Here is a 25,195-nt window from a genome sequence, read left to right as displayed (position 1 = left end):
CTTATCCTTGTTTTAAAGTCATCAAAGTCAACTCAGGCGTAGCAAACCAACGAAAATGGATAACACTACCAATTCCACGATTGATGTAAGCCCATTTTTTATCCACGATTTTAAGCCCTCGCTTATATTTTTTGTTCTCAAGTTGAGTAAATTTACTCCAAAAAAATGGAAGGTTAACCTGACCTCCATGCGTATGGCCTACTAATATAAGATCTCCGGGATATTTTTTAAGGATTTCAATTGTATCTGGATGATGAGAAAGGATAACACCTGGATACGCCTTATTGTATTTCCGAAAAGCTTTTTCAGGATCAAAGCGACCCAAAGAATACTCGCCGAGACCACAAATATTCAATTGCTTATTCTTGTGAGAAATAGTTATTGTTTCATTATCGAGCATTTGAAAAGGAGTTTCTTTCAGCAGTTCGCAAAGCTCTGCATGAATTAGGGTTGATTTTGCAGCGTCAGTCACCTTTCCTGTTAAGCGAATAGAACTCAATAAACGTCCAAACCCTTTTCCGATATTTGAAGAAGAGGAAGGATATTCCACATCATAATCCCCTTTTTCATTTATGGTCACAAAGCGGTCATAATCATGATTACCAAAAATGGTAAAGCAACCCAGGGGAGCCTGTAATTGATTTAAAAAAAATTTTAATTGTTCTTTCTTTTCGATTTTTGAACGGCATATCCAGTCTCCCGTAAAAACAATAATATCGGGTTTCAATCGTTTAATTTTATTAATTAACTTTTTTTCTAATCTTTTTGAAAATAAGTTGTTCCAGTGTAGATCACTAAATTGAAGAATAGTCAGCCCACTTAAAGACGAAGGAAGATTAGCAATAGGCAATGTCAACTTTGAAACACCTAATAATTGTGGTTCAATAAAGCGAGGCCAAATTCCTATAATAGACACGATACACCAGAAATCCCAAAGCCATTCACTCCATGTCTTTTTAGTATTCATAACCATTCCATAAACATCGCTTAAAATTATTCTATGATTTTGCCTAATTGAAATTTCGCTATTATAGCGGGGAATGGAAAATAAATAAAAGGTAGACTAAGTAAAAAATGCGTCTGTAAATTTATGTTTACAGACGCATGATTAATTTACTTAAAGCTAAAAAGGATGACCGGAACCAAACAAATTTTATTGTTTAGTACTAGACATTTCAGGTTCTTTTAAATGCTTGGCAATTTTGCTAGTCATTTTAAACATATCAATTGATTGATCTGATCCCAATACTTTACCAAGTTTGGCATCGGGATTGATATTACGTTTATTGGTTTGATCTTGTAATTTATTTTTTTTGATATAATCCCATACACGTTTGGTCACTTCAGTTCTTGGCATAGGGCCATTTCCAACGATTTCAGCAAGAACTTCGCTAACTTGCACGGGTCTCATAAACGCAGAATTTTTTTTGTCTTTAGTATCTTTTGTCATCCTAAATCTCCTTTGATATTGATGAACACTATTAAATGAGACACTGAGTCATCTTATTCGAATTCTTTTATTATCTCTGTTGGATTTTCTAGTCAAAACATTTTGTTTAGCAAGAATAAAAATCCAAAATGCAGATTAAAAAAGTACTTTAACAGAAAACAAAGATCCTTAGATACTCAAAACAAAAGAATTTTACTGTTAAATGGCAAGTCTCTCTTCTATTTTGATTTATAGGCCTCTTCTAATCAATAAATAATTTTTAACATGGTATAAAATTTATAATTAGGGCATCCTTTCACGTTTCATTGTTAAGATCTGATCGGAATAGGGTTTTAGAAGGTATATTGTTGGAGCAAAATGAGTGTAAATTTAGAGCAGCAAATTCGAGATTTGCAATATTTGGTAACCAAACTGCAAAAAACGCAATCGACATTTGAAAAAAATCAAATCTTCAATAACCTTTCAGTTGTCATTGATTTTCTTCAAGCAAACCCTGCCCTAAAAAAAATGATAAATACCTTAAGTCCTGAGGGAGAATGTGCACTCAAATCTTTGATCGCGATCGGTCAAGGCCCTATTATTCTCCGCGATTTCATTGACCAAGATGAAAAATGTCTTAATCTATTGAAAAAATTGATGCACCAACTTGTTAGGATTGATGAATTTTATGCTTATATGGGAGGAATTGCTGGTTATCATTTAACAATCTTATCCATGATTTCTTCTCAAAAAACAAAAAAAAATCCCATTCTCAACAACGTTAATTATATTAAGCCAGAAGGACTTTATTTAGGTAAAGAAACACCCCTAGTTAAACAAATGATTACAACAGGGATAGAAAATCTAGATAAAATTGCTGAAATTTACCCAGTGGGTGGAGCGGGAGATCGGCTTAATCTTATTGACGAAACTACCTCAACTCCACTTCCCGCAGCTGTTTTACCTTTTTTAGGGAAAACACTACTAGAAGGATTAATCAGAGATTTACAAGCAAGAGAATATCTTTACTTTAAACTTTACAATCGGCAAATCCAAACGCCTATCGCCATGATGACCTCAATGGAAAAAAATAATCATGCGCATATTTTAGACATTTGCCAACATTCAAACTGGTTCGGTAGATCTGCGGAACTCTTTCATTTTTTTATTCAACCTCTTGTTCCTGTTGTTACAGAAGAAGGAAATTGGTCTTTATCAGCTCTCTTAACTTTAAACTTGAAACCTGGAGGACACGGAGTCATCTGGAAGTTAGCTGAAGAACAAGGAGTGTTTGCTTGGCTACATGAAATCGGAATTCATCAAGCATTAGTCAGACAAATCAATAACCCCCTAGCTAGTGTGGATAACTCAATCTTTGGTTTAATCGGCATTGGCTGTAAAAAGAAAAAAGCTTTTGGTTTTCTTTCTTGCGAGCGCTTACTTAATAGTGCCGAAGGCACAAACGTTGTTATTGAAACCTACTACCCAGACTTTTTTGAATATCGCTTAACGAATATAGAATATACAGATTTTACTTTACGTGGCATCGGGGAAGAACCTGCTGAAAAAGGAAGTTCTTTTTCGATCTACCCCACAAATACCAATATTTTATTTGTCCATATTCCCGCTATACAAGATGCATTAAGGCTCTGCCCCATTCCCGGACAATTAATTAATATGAAAGCTAAGGTTCCTTATATAGATGCACAGGGAATTATTTCTCAAATTTCTGGTGGAAGACTTGAATCGACCATGCAAAATATTGCCGATTACATGATGGATCGCTTTCCGAACCCATTATCAAAGGAAAGCTTAAAAAAAGAATTAAAGACCTTTATCGTATTTAACGATCGCTGTAAAACCATTTCTACAACAAAAAACACTTATAAACCTGCAGAATCGCCTATTTCCACTCCTGAAAATGCTTACTATGATGTTTTATTAAATAATCAAAGATTATTAGCATCCTATTGTCAAATCACAGTCCCTCCTGAGCAATTTTTTGAAGATCAACTTCAAAATGGACCTTCTTGCCTATTTCTCTTTCATCCTGCATTAGGTCCTCTTTATTCTATTATTCAACAAAAAATAAGCTTTGGACGTCTCTCAAAAGGTTCGGAGCTCCAAATCGAATTAGCAGAAGTAGATTTAAAACAAATTGATCTTGAAGGAAGTTTAATTCTTGAATCTTCTACACCACTTGGACAGTATAATGAACAAGGTATTCTCCATTACGGTAAAGAACCCCGCTGCTCCCTTCATCATGTGACAATTAGAAATCGAGGAATTGATTTTCAAAACACACAACAATTTTGGAAAAATGATCTGGTTAGGCATGAATGTATGAAAGTGGTTTTGAAAGAAGGGGCAGAGTTTTATGCTGAGCATCTTACAATAGTTGGGAATCAATGTTTTGAAGTTCCTGCTCATCATCGTTTAACTTTGAAATCGACTTCTGGAAATAATTGGATCGAAGAATTGACTCCAATCCAACAACCAACTTGGACATGGCTTTACCAAATCGATTCGAACAATACCATCCAACTCACTAAAAAATTTAACTCAAATTTTTAGATTTTCAGCTTGAACTTGGGCTTGGTAAAGCAATGGAGTAGGTCACGTTTTGGTTCATCTTGCTTACTGCTAATTGAACATTTTCTAAAGCTTTTTTTAAATCAGTATATTCTTTTTGATAAGTGTTTAAATCTTGTTCTGTTTTCTCGATTAAACTTTTAATAAATAATTCATATCTAGGAAGCCTTTGGACCATTGTAACAGCTATCGATTCGAAATGATTATTCAACTCTTCTTTTAGTTTATCGTTCAATTTTTCTTTCAATTTATTCGAGGGAAGCTTTCTCAAACAACTCAAATAGCGATTATAATAATGAGGAACGTTAATAAATGTTTGATAATTTAACCCCATCAAAATTCCTATAATCGTTTGAAAATTTGATTTGGTTTGAGATTTGTGTTGTAAAGCTTGAATGAAAAATTCAGAATAAAGCTTCAGTTTGTGAGCTTCCCCTAACAAATTCTCTAAAACTTGTTTGATTTGCAGTTCTGATTTATCAAGAAATTTAAAAAATTTTCCTTGGTGTACAATCATTTCTCTTAAATTTTCTAGTTTTTCTAAATTTCCAAAAAAGGTTTGTTCTGTCTCTATGATTTCTAAAAGAATTGAAGCGATTGCTTCATTCTTCTCTTCGATGGCAATGATGGGACTAGTTTTTTCAACCTCAGATTTTTTTATTGGTATTATTTGTAAACAGGTAGAAGAGGGAGTGTTTTTTATATTTTTTTCTTTCTTTATACTTGATCCAAAAAAAATAGGCAGAGAATCAGATCTTGCCTTTCTTGTATGAATGGGCGAACTATCATTTTCCAATTCACTTTTGGAAATTTGCTCTATTACAGGCTCTTTATTTGAATCTTTCCTAATAAGACCAGGCATAATTTTGTCACCAATTTGTTCTTGCACAAGTTTGACTCGACTCTGTTGCAAACTCGGTGATGAGTGAGTGGAAGAGGAGGAAACTGATCTTCCTTGTAATTCGCCTGTTGGGTTCGATGCTCTGTCAAAATTGACATTCTCAATGAGATTTAAGCTTTTGACTTCTTGCGATGGATGCATTTTTAACCTATTATTTTATTAAAAATAGTTTAAATTAATTTTATATTTTAAATTAAAAAAAATAAATTTTTCAATACAAAACAACCAATAAAAATAATAGTTTATTCACTATAAATATTTTTGTTTTTAAAAAATTCAAAAAAAGATATGGTTATTATTTTTTAAATGCGGCCATGGCGGAATTGGTAGACGCGCTAGATTCAGGTTCTAGTCGGGGTAACTCGGTGGATGTTCGAGTCATCTTGGCCGCAATTCTTTATTCATTCAGATATCTATTGTTCTTTTACCCCATGCAATTCGCTTGAAATGTTTCCTTAAATCCATTAAATTTGATTCTCTCCCAACCATTTTGGAAATCAATCATCTATGCATTGCCACAATTTAAACAATATCCGCAATTTCTCAATCATTGCTCATATAGATCACGGAAAATCTACGCTTGCTGATCGTCTACTAGAGTTAACTAATACAGTTGCTGCCCGCGATATGCAAGAGCAATTGTTAGATGACATGGATCTGGAAAGAGAAAGAGGCATTACGATCAAAGCCCACCCTGTCACAATGTATTATAAAGGGAATGATGGGCAAACTTATCAAATTAACCTCATTGACACTCCAGGCCACGTTGACTTTACTTATGAAGTTTCGCGTTCTTTAGCGGCCTGTGAAGGAGCCATCCTTGTTGTTGATGCAGGTCAAGGCGTGCAAGCACAGAGCCTAGCCAACGTACATTTAGCTTTGGAAAGAAATCTAGAAATTGTTCCTGTTATCAACAAAATTGATCTTCCAGCAGCCGATGTAGAAGGAGTGCGTAAACAAATCGAAGATGTGATTGGATTAGATGCCTCAGATGCAATTGGTTGTTCCGCAAAATCTGGTTTAGGTGTCAAAGATGTTCTTGAGAGAATTCTCACAGCAGTACCTCCTCCCCAAGAGCCAAAAGACAATTTATTAAGAGCGCTTGTTTTTGACTCTCACTATGATGTTTATCGAGGTGTCATGGTTTATATTCGTGTCATGAGTGGAGAAATCAAGCGGGGCTCTCTCATTAAAATGATGGCCACCAACAAAAACTTTGAAGTATTAGAAGTGGGAATGTTTACCCCTAAAGAAAAACCTGTTGAACAACTCCGACCCGGAGAAGTCGGTTATATGATTGCCAATATCAAAACCCCTTCTGATGTCAAAATTGGCGATACCATTACTCTGCAAAAATATCCTGCCCCTGAAGCACTTCCAGGTTTTAAAATCATTTCTCCCGTAGTCTTTGCAGGAATCTATCCCATTGACGCAACGGAATTTGAAGGGCTCAGAGATGCATTAGGTAAGCTTCAATTGAATGATTCTGCTTTGCATATTGAGCAAGAAAGTAGTACAGCACTTGGTTTTGGTTTTCGATGTGGATTCCTTGGGTTGCTACACTTAGAGATAGTTTTTGAGCGAATTCAAAGAGAATTTAACATTGATATTATTTCTACAGCTCCTAGTGTCATTTATCGTTTTACACTTGATGATGGAGTAGTCAAAACTGTTGACAACCCCGCTCATTACCCAGATCCCACATTTATTCGAATGGTCGAAGAACCGTGGGTAAAATGTCACATCATGATTCCATCCGAATATTTAGGAGCTATCATGAACCTAGGAATGGATAAACGAGGAGTCTGCACGAAAACAGAGACCATGGATGCTCGTAGATTATTATTAACATATCGTCTTCCTCTCAATGAAATCATTACAGACTTTAATGACAAGTTAAAATCGATTACGAAAGGTTATGGATCTTTTGATTATGAATTTGATTGCTATGAACCAAGTGAAATAATCAAACTTGAAATTCGTGTTAATGAAGAACCTGTTGATGCCTTTTCTTGCTTAGTACACAGAACTAAAGCAGAGAGTAAAGGACGAGCTATCTGTGCTAAATTAGTTGAAGTTATTCCCATGCAGCTCTTTAAGGTTCCTATTCAAGCAGCTATTGGCGGAAAAGTTGTGGCGCGAGAAACAATTCGAGCAATCACCAAAAATGTCACAGCAAAATGCTACGGGGGAGACATTTCTCGTAAACGTAAATTATGGGAAAAGCAAAAAAAGGGTAAAAAACGGATGAAGGAAATCGGAAAAGTAAACATTCCTCAAAGTGCCTTTATGGAAGTATTAAAAGCTGGAGATTAATTTTGGAGAGTTGGCAAAAGATAAATCTATTCGATCAAATCCATTTACGTTATTCTTTTGCAAATTTCTAGAGGGTCTATGTTGATTGATCACGCTGTTATACCATTGCAAGAAAGTTCTAGCTATTTCTTGCCATCGCAACTAGAGAGTTTAAATTTTTCTCGTATCCCACAACACATCGCCATTATTCCTGACGGCAATCGACGTTGGGCAAGAAAACGATTATCCAGCTCAAATGAAGGACACCGAGAAGGAGCTGATATTTTAATGGAAACCGTTAAAGCAGCAAAGGAACTTGGAATTAAAGCAATTACATTCTATACATTTTCTACTGAAAACTGGTCTCGTTCATTTGATGAAATTTCTGCTCTCATGCTTTTATTTGCCTCTTATCTAAGCGAACAATGTGATTCAATGATTCAAAATGGAATTAAATTAGAAACCATCGGTGAGCTTGATCCTCTTCCTGAATTTTTAAAAGACACTTTGAAGGAAACAAAAAAAGCTACTTGTGCATGTGATCAAATTGATTTAATTCTTGCTATGAACTACGGTTCTCGCAATGAACTACAACGGGCTTTTACGAGGATATTAGATGAAGTCGAACAGGGAAATTTGAAAAAAGAAGAAGTGAACGAAACAACTATCGCTCAATATTTAGACACCCATCAATGGCCAGATCCTGAGCTATTAATTCGAACAAGTGGTGAAATGAGAATTAGTAATTTTCTTCTTTGGCAAATTTCTTATACAGAAATTTATATTGCACCTGTCCTTTGGCCAGATTTTACTCCTAATCATCTTCTGGAAGCCATTGTCGATTATCAAAAAAGAGAAAGAAGATGGGGAGGCGTATAAATTGGCAAATCAGTTTAAACAACGAGTTGTCACAAGCAGCGTGACTATTTTCTTAGTCATTATCTCGATTTATTTTTCTCATGTTCCTTACTTTAAACCTATTTTTGTATTACTTAATGCAGCAATTATCTCATTGGCTCTTCTCGAGTATTATCAATTGGCACATTATAAAGGATTTCAACCTTTAAATTTATTAGGTGTGGGAACAACAACAGCTTATGTCATCAGCAGTTTTTACGCTGGACAAGAACCCAATTTATCTGATCTTCCTCTTTTTGTTTTATTAGGCTGTCTTCTACTATTTTTTTTAGCCTATTTTAATAAACAGTTAGAACCCTTAGGTAATATTGCTGTCAACCTATTCGGAATTGGCTATGTCGTCATCCCTTTGACATGTGCTTTGCAAATCAATTATTTTTCATCTCCTCATATAACTGATGGACGTTTGTGGCTCGCCTATGCACTTGCTGTTACCAAAATGACAGATGTTGGTGGATATATAAGCGGAAAAATTTTCGGAAAAATCAAATTAGCTTCTCATATTAGCCCCAAAAAAACTATCGAAGGTTCCATTGGAGGTTTAATATTGTCTCTTTTGACTAGCCTAGCTTTTTATTATTTTGTATTCCCTTTTAAACATCCAATCTCCTTTTGGCAAAGTATATGGCTAGGAATAGTCATCAGTGTACTTTCTCAATTCGGAGACTTATCTGAATCCATCTTAAAGAGAGACGCTGGGGTCAAAGATAGCAGTCAACTACCGGGTTTAGGGGGCATCCTTGATATGACAGATTCTCTTGTTTTTACCTTGCCTTTAGTGTATCTTTGGCTAAAAGTTTCATGACATGAGTAAAATCTTTCCTCTATAATATGAGGATATTAAATATGAGAAATTTATGATCATTACTATTGATGGACCTGTTGCAACAGGAAAAAGTACAATTGCAAAAAAACTTGCGGAATCTATTGGTTTTATTTTTTTTGATACAGGCGCTATGTACCGTGCTCTTACATTTGGAATCTTAAAAAATCAAATTGATCTTTCCGATCCTGACACTCTTCAAAACTATCTTGACCACTTTCAATTTGATATCAAAGTGATTCATCATGACAGGCATTATTTTGTTGATAAAGAAGATGTCTCCAAGCTTATTCGCGGAAAAGAAGTCACTTCATCTGTTTCTAAAGTCTCTGCCATTAAAGCTGTTCGAGAAAAACTCATGGCAATTCAACGCGAGCTTGCGGAGGGGGTAAATGCTGTGTTTGAAGGTCGCGATATGGGAACTGTTGTTTTTCCTAATGCGAACATCAAAATTTTTCTGACTGGACGCAATGATGTGCGTGCGAAAAGACGGTATGATGAATTAACCTCAAAATTCCCCGAGGAAACAAAAGAACTTACTTTAGAAAAATGTTTGGAAGAAATCACTAAACGAGATAACTATGATTCTACTCGTGAATATTCTCCTTTATGCCAAGCAGAAGACGCTTTTGTTATCGATACTTCTGATTTAAGCATCGATGAGGTTGTTTATAAGATATTAGAATATAAAGACACCATTAAGACGAAACGGCCAAGTTAGACTTTTAACACAAAATGAATCCATTATATAGATTTTCCAATTTTATCCTTCGGTTAGGCTTTCGCTTTTTTTACCATTTTCGATTATTTGGAAAAGAAAATTTACCGACTGGCAAATCCATTTTAGCTCCTAATCACACCTCTCTTATGGATCCTCCTTTGATGATGCGAACAACTTGGCCCGAAGAGGTTCATTTTTTAGCTCATACCCATTTATTTACTTTTTTTTCAAAAACGCTTTTAAAAGCATTTAATGCTCATCCCACTAAAGACCTACATTCCTTTCGAGTCTTACAACAACTTCTTTGCCAAGACAAAAAAGTTGTTATTTTTCCCGAAGGAGGGATTTCTAGAACAGGAGAATTGATCCCTTTTCATACAGGACTTGCTAGACTTGCTCTTCGTACGCGCTCTCCCATTATACCCACATACATTTCAGGAACATTCCAAGCTTGGCCAAGAACACATTCTTTTCCTAGCTTTGGACACCCCATTGTTTGTGTATTTGGAAAGCCGATTGCTATAGAACCTTTTCTTAAATCGAATGCTAAAGAAGCTAGCCAAGAATTGACAACAGTCGTCAGACACAAAATTGAAGCTCTCAAACAATGGTCTGACAATGGCTGTATAGGAAACATTCCTAGCTAAAATTCATAGGATTAAGCGTTGTACGAACCTGAACTCACCTTTCCACCGGTGCCTGACCAATCTGTATGAAAATATTGTCCTCGAGCCCGATCTCCTCGTTCATAGGTATGAGCCCCAAAGAAATCTCTTTGAGCTTGTAAGAGATTGGCAGGTAATTTTGCTGTGCGATAACCATCGTAAAACACCAAGGCAGTATTAAAACAAGGAGTGGCAATTCCAAGCTCAACTGATTTAGAAACGACTTTTCTCCACCCTTTTTGCCGCTTTTGAATTTCTTGAAGAAAGTATTCATCAAGAAGTAAACTCTTGAGGTTTGGATTTAGTTTAAATGCTTCTTTAATTTTGCCCAAAAATTGACTGCGGATAATACATCCACCACGCCACATTAAGGCAATTGCCCCATAATTAAGCTGCCATTTATATTCTGCTGCCGCTTGTTGCATTAACATAAAACCTTGAGTATAACTAATGATTTTTGAGGAATAAAGAGCTTCTCGAATTGCTTGAATAAACTCTTCCCTATTTCCTTCAAATTTGGCATCAGGCCCTTTCAATAACTCGCTTGCAGCTACCCGTTCATCTTTTAAAGCAGACAAACATCTTGCAAAAACTGCCTCTCCAATTAATGTTAAAGGCATTCCTAAATCCAATGCATTAATCACTGTCCATTTTCCTGTGCCTTTTTGACCTGCAACGTCTAAAATTTTATCTACAAGTGGTTTTCCGTCTTCATCATTCACTTTAAATATTTTCGAAGTGATTTCGATTAAATAGCTATCCAAATCTCCTTTATTCCAATCTGCAAACACCTGATATAATTCGTTTTGATTAAGATGAAGAGCTTCTTTCAACAAATAATAAGCTTCTGAAATCAGCTGCATGTCGCCATATTCGATCCCATTATGAACCATTTTAACGTAATGCCCAGCTCCTTGATCGCCTACCCAATCACAACAAGGTTCCCCTTCAACTTTAGCACTGATGGATTGAAAAATTTCTTTAATATGTGGCCATCCCTCAGGATTTCCTCCAGGCATAATAGAAGGACCATGACGAGCTCCCTCCTCTCCTCCAGAAATTCCCGTTCCAATAAAAATAATTCCTTTTTCTTTCAAACTATTACAACGGCGATTTGTGTCTGTAAATAAGCTATTTCCTCCATCGATAAGTATGTCACCTTTTTCAAGATAAGGAAGACATTGCTCAATAAAATTATCGACAGGTTCACCTGCTTTAACCATTAGCATCACACGGCGTGGCCGTTTCAACTGACTAATCAAATCTTTTAATGAATGAGCCCCAATGACTTTTGTGCCTTTTGCTGGCCCATCTAAAAATTCATCTACCTTGGAAGTTGTCCTATTATAAACAGCAACCGTGTATCCATGATCGTTCATATTAAGAACGAGATTTTGTCCCATTACGGCTAGACCGATTAAACCAATATCTGCTTGTGTCATGTGCATGTCCTTCGTTAAGAGGTTATTAATGCGGATTTTGAATAATAAAAGATTAAAAAGATAATGTTTTTTGCCATCCAATTCTATTTAATAAAAGTGATAGAGGCTTAAGCAATTAATAAAAAGGTACAACCAAATCCTATCTGTTTCAAAATAATTTAAAATCTTAACACCTATTTTGACAACATACGCAAGGTAAAATTACCCATCGAAGGAAAAATTGCTTTTTTTGGTTTTTTTTTGATTAAAAACCTTTATTAAATTTTTGAATATACTTTTCACAAGTTTTTTATTTACAATCAATTAAAAAAATATCCTGATGTTCCTTAATTCTATTAGCAAGGATATTTATCTTAATTTATGAAAAATGATAAACTGCTTTGACATTTGCTAATGTGAAGAACATTCAGAGCTGAGTAATTTTTTTGACTTTTACATTTGAATATTGGATTAAATGTTTTCCATTATGTTCTCGTAGCTCAGGTGGATAGAGCGGTTGCCTCCTAAGCAACAGGCCGCGCGTTCGAGTCGCGCCGAGGACAATTCATCAAGGAGAATTACTTCAGTTTGATCAAATCTGCTTCACACAAACTTTTTAACCACTTATGCTTGGTTTTATCGTCAATATACGAATTTTTTCTCGAATAAGCAATCCGATACAAACCTCGTGGAGTTCTAATAAGTCTGACAATTTCATTTTCAAACTGATTCGTTTTATTAAGAGGGATAAAAGACTCATAAATTACATCATTATCTGTCACCTGTATAGGAGTCAATTTAGCCTTGCCCCCATAATTTTTTCTCATCAATTCTTTAACAGCATTCATACTGCTCAAGGCTGTTTTAAAATCTCGATTTAATATTTTTTTGGACATAAACGAAATAGTAAAAATTTGCGACCAATGAGTAACAGTTTCATTTAATGGGACAGACTCAATAATATACTCGTCAATACTCACCTGATGATTATCTATTTTCCAATAGTTCCTCTCTTCTTTTGGTAAATGAATACTGTATAACTCTTGAAAAGTCGAAAATAAGTTTTTTAAGGATTGAATAGCTTTTTCATTTCCTTGCAATGCCGCTTGTGAAATCCAGTATAGAGAGGTAAGAGAATTTCTTTCGACTTTCAAGCCTATTTGATACATCTTTCCTAAAGTCAGTTGAGCCTCAACTTGGCCTTGCTCCGCCGCTATTTCAAGCCATTCAACGCCTTTAAGACAATCCTCTTTTTCGCCATTCATTAATAACATGCCAAGCTTGTACTGGGCGTTCATATCCCCTTCAAGAGCTAAAGAAGTTAATCTTTCTTGAAGTGTTTCCCGAATAGGCAAATTAGCCGTTTTATTCAAATTTTTTTCTTCTAAAAACCCTTGTGAAGCACTAACTAGCCAGCTGTAAGACAATGTAAATAAAATAAGTAACTTATTGAAAGAAAATGACATCATTGACTCCTTTAATTAGGATAAAATGAGAATCTAATTATTAATCGATTAAAATTTAGAGAATTAAAAATAACAATGATTCACTTGCAATGAATAATTACTCAACTAAAAAAGCAATTTTAATCCGGTCAAAAGAGATCAATTGTATGACTTAAATTTGAGATAGGGGTCTCTAAAGTTAAACGCTTAGCTAGTTTTTTAAATTTTTTTGGTGCACTGATCTCTTTTTTATTTTCAGTTTTGCCTATTCTTCTGACATATTCGTCAATTCCCTTGGCGATGCCCAAAGCAATTTTTTTTAGATAGGCCGGATCTTTTAATTTTTTTAATTCTTCTTCATTTGTAACAAAGCCTCCTTCAATTAGCACTGCAGGCATATTCGTCTCACGAATGACAGCGAAATTTCCATGCTTAACTCCACGAGATTTAGCTTCTGTTTCTGTTAAAACAGTTTGTAAAATGAGTTGAGCTAACCGTTTAGATTTACGTGCGCGTTCTTTATCATCAGATTGATAAAAAAAGACTTCTACCCCTTGAGCTTCGCTACTAGGAGCTGAGTTATAATGGACGCTGACAAACAAAGTAGGTTTCCGTTTATTAGCTATTTGCGCTCGTTTATCTAATGAAATAAATTTATCGTTCTCGCGCGTCATAAATATCTGATATCCAAGTTGCTGCAAATAACTACAAACAAATTTCGCAGTGACTAAATTCAACGATTTTTCTTGATACCGAGGTTTAGAAATAGATTGAGTCCCCACATCATGCCCTCCATGACCAGGATCAATCACAATAAAAGCTTTTTTTATGAGAAGTGGCTTACTAATGCATTCTAACACTTCTTTAGAATAAAGTTGCTTAATAGGATTAGTCTTAGGCAAAGGAAAATTAGCTTTATAAGGTGGTTGAGCGTATAGTGTATGGCCAATTAATATTAGACTGAAATTCAACCATTGTATAATACGAAACATGCATGTCTCTTAAAAAAAATTAAGTAAATCATTTATTTTGCTGCAGACATATCTCAGCAGCAACTTTTGCATCATCAAACTCAATAATTTGATGAGATAAAATTTGATAAGTTTCATGCCCTTTCCCAGCAATCAAAATCATATCACCTGGTGAGGCGATTTCAATGGCTTTTTGAATAGCCGCTCTTCTGTCTATTTCTACAATAAAAGAATTTGGATTAACAAAACCTGTTACAATTTCTTGGCAAATACTTATGGGGTTCTCTGAGCGAGGATTATCTGAAGTAACGATGCTTAAATCAGAATATTGCTCTGAGGCTATTGCCATTTTAGGCCTTTTACTGGGATCTCTATCGCCTCCACAACCAAATATTGTTAAAAGACGTCCCTTTTTAATTTCGGAAAGTGTTTTTAAAACATTACTTAACGCATCGTCGGTATGAGCAAAGTCAATGTAAATATCTAGCTCTAAATTATTTAAAACTTTTTCTAAACGCCCTTTCACATTGGGAATACATGCCATTTTTTCTACTATTTCTTTCAAAGGAATATTTTGAGTCAGCAATACACCTATCGCGGCTAAGCAGTTATAAATATTAAATCGACCTAAAAGAGGCCAAAAACATTCAATTGTTTGTCCTTGATAAGTCAAATTAATAGATGTTCCTTGCGAACTTAATTTAATATGACTTGCTTGTAAATCAGCCGGCTTATCTATTCCGTAAGTCAGGCGATGAGCTTGACATCCTTTGACTATTTGTTCGCACCATGGATCGTCAATATTCACAATTGCCCATTTTTCATTTCTTTTTTTGGTCGGTTGCTCACCCAATCCCTCAAATAAACAATTTTTAGCTGCACAATAATTTTCCATTGTCAAATGGTAATCCAAATGATCGAGAGTTAAATTGGAAAACACTGCAACATCAAAATCAATATATTCTACTCTTTTTTGAATAAGGGCATGTGAAGTCACTTCCATTACAGCGGATTTTGTACCTGACAAAGACATTTCATAAAGCATTTTATGATTTTCAATAACGTCAGGGGTTGTTCGTGTTGCCTGGTATCGATGAGATCCAACGATATATTCAATTGTTCCAATCAAACCACAAGGACCGTGAAAAAGATCTAAAAGATATTTAATAATAAAAGATATGGTTGTTTTACCATTTGTCCCTGTTATTCCTACCATAAATAACTCTTCAGAGCTATTTTGATAGTAATCGCGCGCTAAAATAGATTCGATTTCGTTAGGATTGGGATGAATAATTTGCACAACTTTTTTTAGGCAAGGATCAAAAAGATCTGTTAAGATCGCACATGCTCCTGATTGAATAGCTTCTTTTATATAGGAGTTGCCATCAAACATTTTTCCTTTTTTAGCAATAAATAGATTTCCTGGACTAAGGGATTTGGAGTTAGCTGTCAATCCAGTCAACAACACTTCTTGGGAGCCTTTAAACTGGCAGGATTCAATGTTTCTAAACAATTCTTTTAACTTCATTTTAAACGCTATGCCCTAATTTTCGGAGATGTTATTCCATTTCTTATATATTTCTTGCAATCTTCTCGTTTCATTCATCCAACTGGCCTTTTCCGGATTGCTTCTTGGATCTCCATAAGGATAGCCGTAAGGATCATCTGGAGGAATTCCAAGATAAGCAAGAGAACGCGTTGCAATTTCTCGGAAAACATTTGCTGTGCAATTACCTCCATTATGATTTTTTCCCACTCCTGGAATGTAACCATATTCTGGCTCATCCATCGTCACAACTAAAACAAAAGCAGGGTGTACAGCAGGAGTAAAACCAGCAAGAGTAGGGCAATATAAACGCTCCGAATAAACACCATCAATGATTTTCTTGGCAGTACTAGTTTTACATACTTCCGTATAACCAGGCACATCTGCTTTGATAGCTGTCCCTCCAGGCTTTGTCACATAACGCATAGATTGGACAACTCGTTTAACAATATCCTCTTCTAATACTCGCGGAAATTGTGCAATTCGTTCTTTCTTTGTGTGATCGACTAAAATTTGCGTTTGAGCATTACGATCTTTTTTAACAATTTGTCGAATGATCGTAGGTTTGACTAGAAATCCCCCATTTGCCAACACAGAATAAGCTCGAAGAATTTGAATGCTATTGACTTGAATATTATGCCCTATTGCTAATGAAAAAGGAGTAGGTAAAGACCATTCCAAAGCTCCACTTGGATGATACTTCCCCGGTGTAGGTAAAATCCCAGGACTTTCCGCAGGTAGCTCGATAAAAGTTTTTTGACCAAATCCAAATAATTGTTGAAGTTGTCTGCGGTACCACTCATTGCCAAGTCTACCCACGATCTTTTCTGCTAATCGACCCATATAGATGTTTGACGATTTTTGCATTCCCATATCCATATTCAAAAAGTAATGTACTCGCGTGTCTGAAATAGGCTTAGATCGCCCAGGAAAACGACCGTTACTGGTTGCTATTTTTTCTTCGGGAAAAAAAAGCTCTTTTTCTCCTTTTTGTCTTAATACTTGATTGGCTTTTAAAGCTAAAGCGATTGTAAAAGGTTTGAAGATTGATCCAGGCTCATTTGCATCTGTTACAGCTTTCACTTTCGTATGTTCAATGAGTTGAGGATCATTAAAAAACTGTTGGTAATCAGGAGGATTAAAAAACGGATATTGAGCTAAAGCAAGAATTTCCCCGGTGCGAGGATCCATCATCGCAGCCCAGCCCCCTTTGGCTTTACATCTTTTGACACCTTTTTCCACTTCTTCTTCTGCAATAGCTTGTAAGCAAGAATTAATTGTTAAGTAAATATCCGCACCGTGTTCCGGATAATCAATAACTTCCCCTGTTTCTAAAGAATTTCGAGGAGAGCGCATTAAACGTCTTTTTCCTTGTTTTCCCTGCAGATAGGAATTAAAAAAAAGTTCTAAACCTCCTGTTGGAAGCGCTTGGCGAGTTTTTTCATCTTTTTGGTTTTGGATAGTATGTAAAACATTACCTAAAACTTTCCCATAAGGATACGAACGTTGATAATCTTTAATGAAAAAAAGAGCATTCCGAGGAATTTTATGTATTTTAGCGTATCCTTGCCACCATTTAAGCAAATTTTGATGCGTTTCTTTATCGAGCCACATAGCCAATTTTCGACTCCGACTTGATTTGTCTAACTGCTTTTGTAAATGGAATTTTTCAGAAATTGAAATATCAAGAAAAGCCATTAAATGGTCGGCGATTTCCTCTTTTAGCGGAATCGGAATTGATTCTGGATCAGCATATAAATGAAATTTTGGAACATCGATCACAAAGGGTTGTGGAATAGCGGGATGATTTTTTTTAATAAAGGGATTAGAATAAAAACTTCCTCTAATAAAAGGTTCTTTAACAATAAAAAAATGCTGCTTTTGAGCCTGAATAGCCCACTTTTTTCCTTCTAAAATTTGAATATGGTAAAATTGAATAATTAGAAAAGAAAACAAAATAAAAATAAATAGCGCCACATAAAGAAGGCGCCTTTTTTCAGAAGAGTTGGGAATTTTTTTTAAAGTCATGTTATTAATGAATTTCTATAATACTTTCTTCAGGGATCAATAGAACATCGGTTAAGGGAGGGTATTTCAGATGTCCAAATTCCGGTTTATTGGCCAACTCCATTAAATGAACAGGGCTTTCAAATCTTTCAATAGCATAATAAAGTTCTGCATTTTTTTCCTGAACCTCTTTTAGCTCTTTCGTAACTATAGGAATTGATAATCGCAATTCAGTCAACTCATTCAATTTATCGATATATTTATAAAGAGTTAATCCAGCAAAGAAAATACAAATCCATAACCTAATTAGAAGACCCATTTGTTATCCTACCCTTCCAATTTTTCAGCAATTCGAAATTTAGCACTCCGACTACGCGGATTTTCTTTAATTTCTTTTTCATGGGGGCAAATTGGTTTTCGATTCACAAGTTTCGCTACAGGTTTTTTATCACGAAATAAACCACTTCCTAAACCTGTCGTTTCCCATTTATCACTGGCCGCCAATCGCAATTCATTTTTGACAATACGATCTTCTAAACTATGAAAGCTAATCACAGCGACTCGTCCACCAGGTTTTAAATAGTCAAATGTTTTCGAAACTAACTGCTCTAATACATCTAATTCTCTATTCACACAAATACGCAAAGCTTGAAAAATGAGAGTAAGCGGATTAATCCCTTTTTTGGGATTCCAAGCAAAAGCAGGTTTGAGAAGATTAGCTAAATCTGTTGTCGTCAAAATCTGTTTTACCTGCCTTGCCTGCACGATTGTACGAGCTGCTAAACGCCATTTTTTTTCTTCTCCGTAATCACGAAAAATTTTTCCTAAATCATGTTCTGACCAGGTATTGACAATATCAGCGGCAGTTAGCTTACCTTCAGGATTCATACGCATATCTAAAGGGCCATCTTTAGAAAAACTAAACCCCCTTTCTGGCTGATCAAGCTGCATTGAAGAAACACCTAAATCAACCAAAAGCCCATCCATGGAAGAAAAACCAATTTCTTTTAAAAAAATATCAAACTGAGAAAAATTTCCTTGTTTTAAGAGAATTTTCTGTTTCCATTTCTCAAGTCTTTTATTTGCAATATTTAAAGCATTGGGATCTTGATCAATCCCTAGATAGAGCTCAATTTCTGGATGATGTTCAAGGATTGCTTCTGCATGTCCACCAGCTCCTAACGTTCCATCTATAAATACTTTCAATTGAACAGGTTGGAATGCTTCAATCACCTCTTCTAATAAAACGGATCGGTGGGGATAAAAAGGAATAGGCATAGTTACACTTGTAAATTTAACATAAACATTATAATTAAGGTTCTATTAGAAGATCAACGAAACCCCTTAACTTCTTCAAATTTATTTGCTAATAATCTACTTTTAAGGACAAAAACTCAGCAAATGTTACTCTGAATTTATACCATTTTACTAATAAATATTAGTATTGTTAAAATAAAATTAACGATTAATTCATATTTAAGGACTGATACTCATGACAACTATCGACCAATTAGATATTGGAATTTATGTCCAATATGCTAGACGCACGCAGTTGATTGAGCAAATTAATCAGCAATATCATTTAGATGAAGCATCATCTATTCCCCCACAAATTTTACTCGTCGATATTTATCCTAAACTATCTGAAATGGATTTGTTATTAGGAATTGTACCTATTCAAACTCCTTGGGCTTACTTTTTTCCCCCACCTCGCTTTCGCTTTCAACGTCGCTCTCCTTTTGGTTTTTTTCGAGTAGCGCCTAGCCTAGGTTCTTTTGAAAAAGAAGATGAGGACGAACGCAAGCTAGAAGAAGTCGAATGCGAAACCGAAGAAGATTTAAAAGAAAAAAAAGCGATTAAGAGTTGCTTTGATCAAATTGATAAGATTAATAATTGGTTAAGTTTTATTGTTGGTCGAGTTGGACAGTTCTTACAAGGATAAACATGGGCAAAATTAATTGGCTAAATAAACTTGGCTGGACTGAAGAACACATTGAAGATTTACGTTATACGGGTTACTCTTATGTGAGACAGGGCAAGTACAATATTGCCTTAGCTTTTTTTGAAGCATTAAATGTCTTGGATCCCGAAAGTGCTTATGATGCACAAACACTTGGTGCCATTTTTTTAGAACTGAATGAACCTGCCAAGGCTCTTAAATCTCTAGATAGAGCCCTCAAATTAGAAACTGATCACGGCCCTACTCTCCTCAATTTAGCTAAAGCTTTTTTTATGCTAGGAAAAATAGAAGAAGCTTTAAAGCTCTCTCATATTTTAAAAAATGAACCTGATCCCTCTATCTCTAATGTTGCTAAAGCTCTTATTTTAGCCTATAGCTAAAATGACAAATAGCAAGACAAAATAACATAATTAACTACTAGATTTTTTTTAAGTCATTAACTTCACAATATTTAAAAATAAAAATTTTAAGTAAGCTCACTCGCCAATTAGAAATAAAACCAAATTTAAATAATTTATTTTAAAATTGATTTGAGTATCTCGCAGATTCGATCTACATCCTTCGTGGTTAGCTCTGGATAAAGAGGTAATGTTAAAGTTTGTTTATAATAAGCTTCCATATTTGGAAAAAGGTTTTGCCAATCTTGATTGCGATTTTTAAAAATAGGATGTCTATATAAAGGAATATAATGAACCTGCGTTCCAATTCCCTGCTGTTTCAACTTTTCCATTACACTTTCACGTGTTGTCTGATAGGCTTCAAAATCGATTTGAATGACAAATAAATGAAACGCCGTTATGTCATCTTGAGAATTTGTGAATAGCTTTAAATGAAGGAAGTCTTTTAGAGCTTGGCGGTAATGCTGAATGAGAAGGCGACGTTTTTCCACAAAAGCTTTCAACCTTTTTAATTGGCTAAGACCCAAAGCCCCTTGCAAGCTTGTTACATTAAAATTCCCTGTAATCGCATGAACTTCATAATAGCCGGGCATTTGCGCATTTAAAAGGTAAGGGTTCTCTCGCTCAATTCCATTATCTCGAAATAAAAGTAAACGATGATAAAGGCCAGGGTCATTAGTTGTCACCATTCCCCCTTCCCCTGTTGTGATTGTTTTAGTTGGATGAAAACTAAAAATAGTCATATTACTGTAAACACAACTTCCCACTTTTTCTCCACTGGGATAAAAAGACCCAATGGCATGAGCAGCATCTTCAATCACAACGGCATTAGGTTGGCAAATCAAATAATCCAAAGCCTGCATATCGACTGCAAGGCCTGAAAAATGGACGGGAACAACAATAAAACGTCCACGACTAAGTTGGATGCTAGACATTTTTTTGATTTGAGAGAGATCTAAATTTCCTGTTTCTCTGTCAATGTCGGTAAAATGAATTTGTAATTTTTGCTGTAAAGGAATTCCAACAGTTGCAATAAAGGTATTGGGCGAAGAAATCACATAATCATAAGGTTGTAATTCGGCTGCAAAATAAGCAGCCATAAGCGCGGCTGTTCCATTAGTGAAGGCAACTGCATAACGCACATTACAATCATTTGCTATCGCTTCTTCAAAAGCTTTAACAGGAGGGCCTCGAGTAATTGCATCTTCTTTCAAGGCATTCATTACACTCTCAATATCTTCTTGCTCGATAGTCTGTTTTGCATAAGGAATAAATGAAAATTTCGTCATAGTTGTCGTTTCCTAGCTGAACTGATTTGATGATCTGCTTGAATTTTAAGTTTTTTTCTTTATTGCATCTGCTTTTTAAACTCTTAATCCAAAATTCATAGAATCAAGATGCCAAAAGAAGAATTGTGGAAAAAGCAAAAATTGATCGTTAAAATTTTATTTTAATCTCTTTTATACCACTCATTAGTCCCTCATTTTTCCTTTAACGTCCTAGTTGTGGAAAAACTAAAAAAATATTTTACACTCCAATTTTTAGGTTTATCAAAGAGATTTTTTTCTTTCCTGCCTGTCATTTTGATAATCAACGGTTTACTTATAAAATGGAATAGACCATCAAGAAAATTACTTGCCAGCTAAGATTAGCTCATGGTAAATTCTTTCATGAAATCACCCCAGAATGTGCTGTGGAAACGTTGTTCATAACTTTTTTAAGGAACAAAAATATGCTAACTAGCGAAACACAAAATGTCTGGACACAGTTTTTACAATTTGTAAAAACACGCTGTTCACCAGCCGCTTTTGGAAACTGGTTAGCTCCTATTCGAGTGATTGATTGTTCGACGGAAGAAGTCACTCTAGAAATTCCAAATATTTTTGTACAAGAATATTTGCTCTCGAATTATAAAAAAGATTTATGTGCGTTTTTGCCAGTCGATATGTCAGGTGAACCTGCCATTCGATTTATTATTGCTCCACCGCAAAAAAAAATCATTCCACCCAACCATTTTTCTATTTCTTCTTCTCAAAAAGAAGAGCAGTCGCCCAATTCTGATGTTAAACTCAATAATAATTACCGTTTTGAAAATTTTATTGAAGGTCCAACTAATCAATTTGTCAAATCTGCTGCAATGGGAGTTGCTTTACGTCCAGGCCAATCATATAATCCTCTTTTTATTCACGGAGGAGTGGGATTAGGTAAAACACATATTTTACATAGTATTGGACATTATATTAAAGAAAATCACAAGAAGTTGCGCGTACAATGCATTACGACAGAAGCTTTTATCAATGATTTAGTAGATAGCTTAAGAAATAAATCTGTCGATCGAATGAAAAAATTCTATCGATCAGAAATTGATGTATTGCTTGTGGACGATATTCAATTTTTACAAAACCGATTAAATTTTGAAGAAGAGTTATCCTATACTTTTGAAGCTTTAAAAAATAAAGGAGCTCAAATTGTTATCACAAGTGATAAACCTCCTTCTCTTTTAAAGCTTTCGGAACGAACAATTGGAAAAATGGAAGGGGGTCTTGTAGCTCATATGGGAATTCCCGAACTCGAAACTCGGGTAGCCATTTTACAGTATAAGGCTGAGCAAAAAGGTCTACATATTCCTCATAAAGTAGCTTTTTTTATTGCTGAACATATTCATAATAACGTTCGGCAATTAGAAGGAGCAATTAACCGATTAAGCGCACATTGTCGTCTTCTCGACTTAAATATTACAGAAGAACTTGTTTCGCGAACTCTACGTGAAATGTTGCAACAAGCTCCCAGAGAAAAAATCTCTGTTGAACAAATTCTTAAAAGTGTCGCTGCTGTATTTCAAGTTCGCGTCAGTGATTTAAGAGGATCAACTCGGACAAAAGATATCGCTCTTCCTCGTCAAGTCGCTATGTATTTAGCTAAAGAAATGATCAACGAATCTTTAATCATGTTAGGAGCGTCTTTTGGCAAAACTCACTCAACAATTCTGCATGCTTGCAAAAACATTGAGAAAAAAGTCGCTAGTGATGAAACCTTACGACGCCAAATTGGCATGGTACGTCGAAATATTGAATCTTAATTATTAGTTAATTTTAATGATTTCTTACAATATTCATACACTTATATAAACGAACTAAAGATAGACATTAAATGCGTTATCTCTAAAATAAAAGCTACATTTGTTGTCATCCATCAATTTAGTGAATGTTTGATCATCCATTAAAGATAAGCTAATCATCTAGATTTTGGATTTATATATTCGAAATCATTTAAGTTTTTGTTCACTTGAATTTTTAGACTTTAGCGAGTTCATTATGTATCGACTATTAAAAAATAGAACTAAAAAAACTGGCCTCTCCCCCGGATCTTTAATTCCCATAGGAGAAAAACCGCCCCACGAAATTAAACTTTCCATCATTGAATATTCTGAATCAGAGTTTATTGAAAAAGAAAACGTATCTATAGAGGAATGTTTAGATCATCTTACAACTCCTAATATGACTTGGATTCAAGTGTTTGGCGTTTATGATCCTGCCAGCATTGCGTCGATTGGCAAACGTTTTGATTTACACGCACTTATCCAAGAAGATATTCTTAATACTTCTCAACGCCCAAAACTTGATATCTACCAAGACCAAGTTTTCATTGTTGCAAGATTTTTAAAATATAATCAACGAGATCATCAAATCCAAGACGAGCAAGTCAGTCTTATTTTTGGACAAAATTTACTCATTTCTTTTTTAGAACAAGATAAAGATGTTTTTACTTCTGTTAAAGAAAGACTTCGACAAGGTAACATTCGCATACGCAAACAAAAGGCAGATTATTTGGCTTATGCTTTGTTAGATACTATTGTGGACCATTATTTCATCGTTTTAGAAAAAATTGATACCAATTTAGATCATTTAGAAGAAGAACTTGTCCGTTCTCCAAAACCTGGTACTTTACAAAGCATTCAGCGAGCTAAACAAGAAATAGCTGTTTTGAAAAGATCTATTTGGCCTATGCGGGAGGTAGTTAATCGTTTTCAACGTATTGAACCTCCGTTAGTCAATGCGCATACACAAATTTTCTTAAAAGATGTCTATGATCATATTATTCAAAACAATGATATCATTGAAGGGTTTCGTGATGTAGTCTCAGGAATGTTAGATATTTATTTGTCTAACATCAATATTCGCTCAAATGAGATCATGAAAGTTTTGACAATTGTTTCCACAATTTTTGTTCCTTTAACGTTTATTTCAAGCATCTATGGAATGAATTTTGATAGCATGCCAGAATTACATTATCCATTTGGATATCCGTTGATTATGTTGTTCATGCTAACTTTGAGCTTATTGATGTTGCATTACTTCCGACAAAAAAAATGGATTTAATCATAAACAGTTGTACGACAAAAAGTTAAAGCATAAAGAGAACCAGGAAAACCTTCACTTAAAGCCTCCGCACATTTATGAAGAGTTGTTCCTGTTGTCATGACATCATCGATGAGTAACACCCTCTTATCCTGAATCTGAAACGTTTTTTTCAACTTGAATACTTGTTTAAGCTGTTTTCTTTGTCCTAAATTCAAAGAGGCTTGTCCGTAATTACCCGAAGTATATTTAAGACAATTGAAAAGAGGGATGTGAAGAATTTTTGCCATTTCTTCAGCTAATAAAAAACTTTGATTATATCCTCTTTTTAACCAATGAGAAAAAGACATAGGAACAGGGATTACGATATCAGGCAATGGCCACTTTAATCGATCAAATTGAGTCATTAAAAATGCTGCCATCCCCTTCGCCAAATGAGGTTGATTTCCATATTTTAATTGTTTGACAAGCGTTTGAGCTGGACCAAAATAATCAAAAGCTGAAGCTTGGCGTAAAAAAAGTGAAGGAAAAGCCTTACATCTTTCACATTTATGCACGAAGGTATTATTTTTTAAATCAAAACAAATGGGGCATCTTTCTTGGGGATTAATCAATTCTAATAGAGAAGCACAAGCATAACAAAAAACAGCTTGGCTAGGTTGTAAACTTTCTTTACAATATAAACAGGTAGCGGGAAAAACAAAATGGATCCAGGATTTTTTAATCTCCTGCCACCAATACATTT

The 25,195-nt window shown here is 35.0% G+C and carries 22 protein-coding genes and 2 tRNA genes; 12 read left to right on the top strand and 12 right to left on the bottom strand.

The window, feature by feature from the left end; genetic code table 11:
• Position 1 precedes the first annotated feature (1 nt).
• Both lpxG and PC_RS01585 read right to left on the bottom strand, forming a co-directional pair.
• On the bottom strand, positions 2-967 hold the full coding sequence (gene lpxG, locus PC_RS01590) for a UDP-2,3-diacylglucosamine diphosphatase LpxG (protein ID WP_011174876.1): 966 nt from the start codon (positions 965-967) through the stop codon (positions 2-4).
• A 186-nt stretch (positions 968-1,153) separates the two neighbouring features.
• On the bottom strand, positions 1,154-1,450 hold the full coding sequence (locus PC_RS01585) for an SWIB/MDM2 domain-containing protein (RefSeq protein WP_011174875.1): 297 nt from the start codon (positions 1,448-1,450) through the stop codon (positions 1,154-1,156).
• A gap of 357 nt (positions 1,451-1,807) precedes the next feature.
• Here PC_RS01585 and PC_RS01580 point away from each other — a divergent pair, with 357 nt between their 5' ends.
• A complete protein-coding gene (locus tag PC_RS01580) occupies positions 1,808-4,003 on the top strand; it encodes a UTP--glucose-1-phosphate uridylyltransferase (RefSeq protein WP_011174874.1) in 2,196 nt (731 codons plus the stop codon).
• A gap of 4 nt (positions 4,004-4,007) precedes the next feature.
• On the opposite strand, the gene PC_RS01575 is transcribed toward PC_RS01580, so the two are convergent.
• Positions 4,008-5,063, bottom strand: a complete 1,056-nt coding sequence (locus PC_RS01575; protein WP_011174873.1) for a RhoGEF domain-containing protein — start codon at positions 5,061-5,063, stop codon at positions 4,008-4,010.
• 167 nt (positions 5,064-5,230) lie between these two features.
• Here PC_RS01575 and PC_RS01570 point away from each other — a divergent pair.
• The 6 genes from PC_RS01570 to PC_RS09795 all read left to right on the top strand — a co-directional run bounded on the left by PC_RS01570 (position 5,231) and on the right by PC_RS09795 (position 10,326).
• Positions 5,231-5,314: transfer RNA gene (locus PC_RS01570), tRNA-Leu, on the top strand.
• Between the two features lie 115 nt (positions 5,315-5,429).
• Complete coding sequence (gene lepA, locus PC_RS01565; protein WP_011174872.1) at positions 5,430-7,238, top strand: translation elongation factor 4; 1,809 nt, start codon at positions 5,430-5,432, stop codon at positions 7,236-7,238.
• Positions 7,239-7,316: 78 nt separating this feature from the next.
• Positions 7,317-8,096, top strand: a complete 780-nt coding sequence (gene uppS / locus PC_RS01560) for a polyprenyl diphosphate synthase (RefSeq protein ID WP_044044726.1) — start codon at positions 7,317-7,319, stop codon at positions 8,094-8,096.
• Between the two features lies 1 nt (position 8,097).
• Positions 8,098-8,940, top strand: coding sequence for a phosphatidate cytidylyltransferase (locus PC_RS09800; RefSeq protein ID WP_052278624.1), 843 nt, complete (start codon positions 8,098-8,100; stop codon positions 8,938-8,940).
• 52 nt (positions 8,941-8,992) lie between these two features.
• Positions 8,993-9,679, top strand: a complete 687-nt coding sequence (cmk, locus tag PC_RS01550; RefSeq protein ID WP_011174869.1) for a (d)CMP kinase — start codon at positions 8,993-8,995, stop codon at positions 9,677-9,679.
• Between the two features lie 14 nt (positions 9,680-9,693).
• On the top strand, positions 9,694-10,326 hold the full coding sequence (locus PC_RS09795; RefSeq protein WP_011174868.1) for a lysophospholipid acyltransferase family protein: 633 nt from the start codon (positions 9,694-9,696) through the stop codon (positions 10,324-10,326).
• A gap of 11 nt (positions 10,327-10,337) precedes the next feature.
• On the opposite strand, the gene gnd is transcribed toward PC_RS09795, so the two are convergent.
• Positions 10,338-11,786, bottom strand: a complete 1,449-nt coding sequence (gene gnd / locus PC_RS01540) for a decarboxylating NADP(+)-dependent phosphogluconate dehydrogenase (protein WP_044044724.1) — start codon at positions 11,784-11,786, stop codon at positions 10,338-10,340.
• A 468-nt stretch (positions 11,787-12,254) separates the two neighbouring features.
• Between gnd and PC_RS01535 the strand changes: the two genes are divergently transcribed.
• A tRNA-Arg gene (locus tag PC_RS01535) sits at positions 12,255-12,328 on the top strand.
• Positions 12,329-12,343: 15 nt separating this feature from the next.
• Here PC_RS01535 and PC_RS09790 read toward each other — a convergent pair.
• From PC_RS09790 to rsmH, 6 genes are all read right to left on the bottom strand, one after another.
• Positions 12,344-13,231, bottom strand: coding sequence for a tetratricopeptide repeat protein (locus tag PC_RS09790; RefSeq protein WP_052278623.1), 888 nt, complete (start codon positions 13,229-13,231; stop codon positions 12,344-12,346).
• A gap of 128 nt (positions 13,232-13,359) precedes the next feature.
• Positions 13,360-14,202, bottom strand: a complete 843-nt coding sequence (locus tag PC_RS01525) for an N-acetylmuramoyl-L-alanine amidase family protein (protein ID WP_011174865.1) — start codon at positions 14,200-14,202, stop codon at positions 13,360-13,362.
• Positions 14,203-14,230: 28 nt separating this feature from the next.
• Positions 14,231-15,709 (bottom strand): UDP-N-acetylmuramoyl-L-alanyl-D-glutamate--2,6-diaminopimelate ligase, encoded by a 1,479-nt coding sequence (locus tag PC_RS01520; RefSeq protein WP_011174864.1) that lies wholly within the window; start codon positions 15,707-15,709, stop codon positions 14,231-14,233.
• A gap of 15 nt (positions 15,710-15,724) precedes the next feature.
• A complete protein-coding gene (locus PC_RS01515) occupies positions 15,725-17,755 on the bottom strand; it encodes a peptidoglycan D,D-transpeptidase FtsI family protein (RefSeq protein ID WP_011174863.1) in 2,031 nt (676 codons plus the stop codon).
• A 4-nt stretch (positions 17,756-17,759) separates the two neighbouring features.
• Positions 17,760-18,053 (bottom strand): hypothetical protein, encoded by a 294-nt coding sequence (locus tag PC_RS01510; protein WP_011174862.1) that lies wholly within the window; start codon positions 18,051-18,053, stop codon positions 17,760-17,762.
• 8 nt (positions 18,054-18,061) lie between these two features.
• Positions 18,062-19,012: a 16S rRNA (cytosine(1402)-N(4))-methyltransferase RsmH gene (gene rsmH / locus PC_RS01505; RefSeq protein WP_011174861.1), complete on the bottom strand. Its 951-nt coding sequence runs from the start codon at positions 19,010-19,012 to the stop codon at positions 18,062-18,064.
• A gap of 214 nt (positions 19,013-19,226) precedes the next feature.
• Here rsmH and PC_RS01500 point away from each other — a divergent pair, with 214 nt between their 5' ends.
• Together PC_RS01500 and PC_RS01495 are read left to right on the top strand one after the other, a co-directional pair.
• A complete protein-coding gene (locus PC_RS01500; protein WP_011174860.1) occupies positions 19,227-19,676 on the top strand; it encodes a DUF5399 domain-containing protein in 450 nt (149 codons plus the stop codon).
• A gap of 2 nt (positions 19,677-19,678) precedes the next feature.
• On the top strand, positions 19,679-20,074 hold the full coding sequence (locus PC_RS01495; RefSeq protein WP_011174859.1) for a CDC27 family protein: 396 nt from the start codon (positions 19,679-19,681) through the stop codon (positions 20,072-20,074).
• A 134-nt stretch (positions 20,075-20,208) separates the two neighbouring features.
• On the opposite strand, the gene PC_RS01490 is transcribed toward PC_RS01495, so the two are convergent.
• Positions 20,209-21,381, bottom strand: coding sequence for a DegT/DnrJ/EryC1/StrS family aminotransferase (locus PC_RS01490; RefSeq protein WP_011174858.1), 1,173 nt, complete (start codon positions 21,379-21,381; stop codon positions 20,209-20,211).
• Between the two features lie 443 nt (positions 21,382-21,824).
• Here PC_RS01490 and dnaA point away from each other — a divergent pair, with 443 nt between their 5' ends.
• Both dnaA and corA read left to right on the top strand, forming a co-directional pair.
• Positions 21,825-23,171 (top strand): chromosomal replication initiator protein DnaA, encoded by a 1,347-nt coding sequence (dnaA, locus tag PC_RS01485; RefSeq protein ID WP_044044722.1) that lies wholly within the window; start codon positions 21,825-21,827, stop codon positions 23,169-23,171.
• 235 nt (positions 23,172-23,406) lie between these two features.
• Positions 23,407-24,471 (top strand): magnesium/cobalt transporter CorA, encoded by a 1,065-nt coding sequence (corA, locus tag PC_RS01480; protein ID WP_044044719.1) that lies wholly within the window; start codon positions 23,407-23,409, stop codon positions 24,469-24,471.
• Here corA and PC_RS01475 read toward each other — a convergent pair.
• Entirely contained in the window at positions 24,468-25,193 is a 726-nt protein-coding gene (locus PC_RS01475; RefSeq protein ID WP_011174855.1) for a ComF family protein, read from the bottom strand. The two genes, corA and PC_RS01475, sit on opposite strands and share 4 nt — an antisense overlap.
• Between the last annotated feature and the right edge of the window lie 2 nt (positions 25,194-25,195).

The sequence above is a fragment of the Candidatus Protochlamydia amoebophila UWE25 genome, from assembly GCF_000011565.2.
Classification (GTDB): Bacteria; Chlamydiota; Chlamydiia; order Chlamydiales; family Parachlamydiaceae; genus Protochlamydia; species Protochlamydia amoebophila.
Note: the sequence above shows the minus strand (reverse complement) of the source record. Positions and strands in the feature narration are given on the sequence as shown.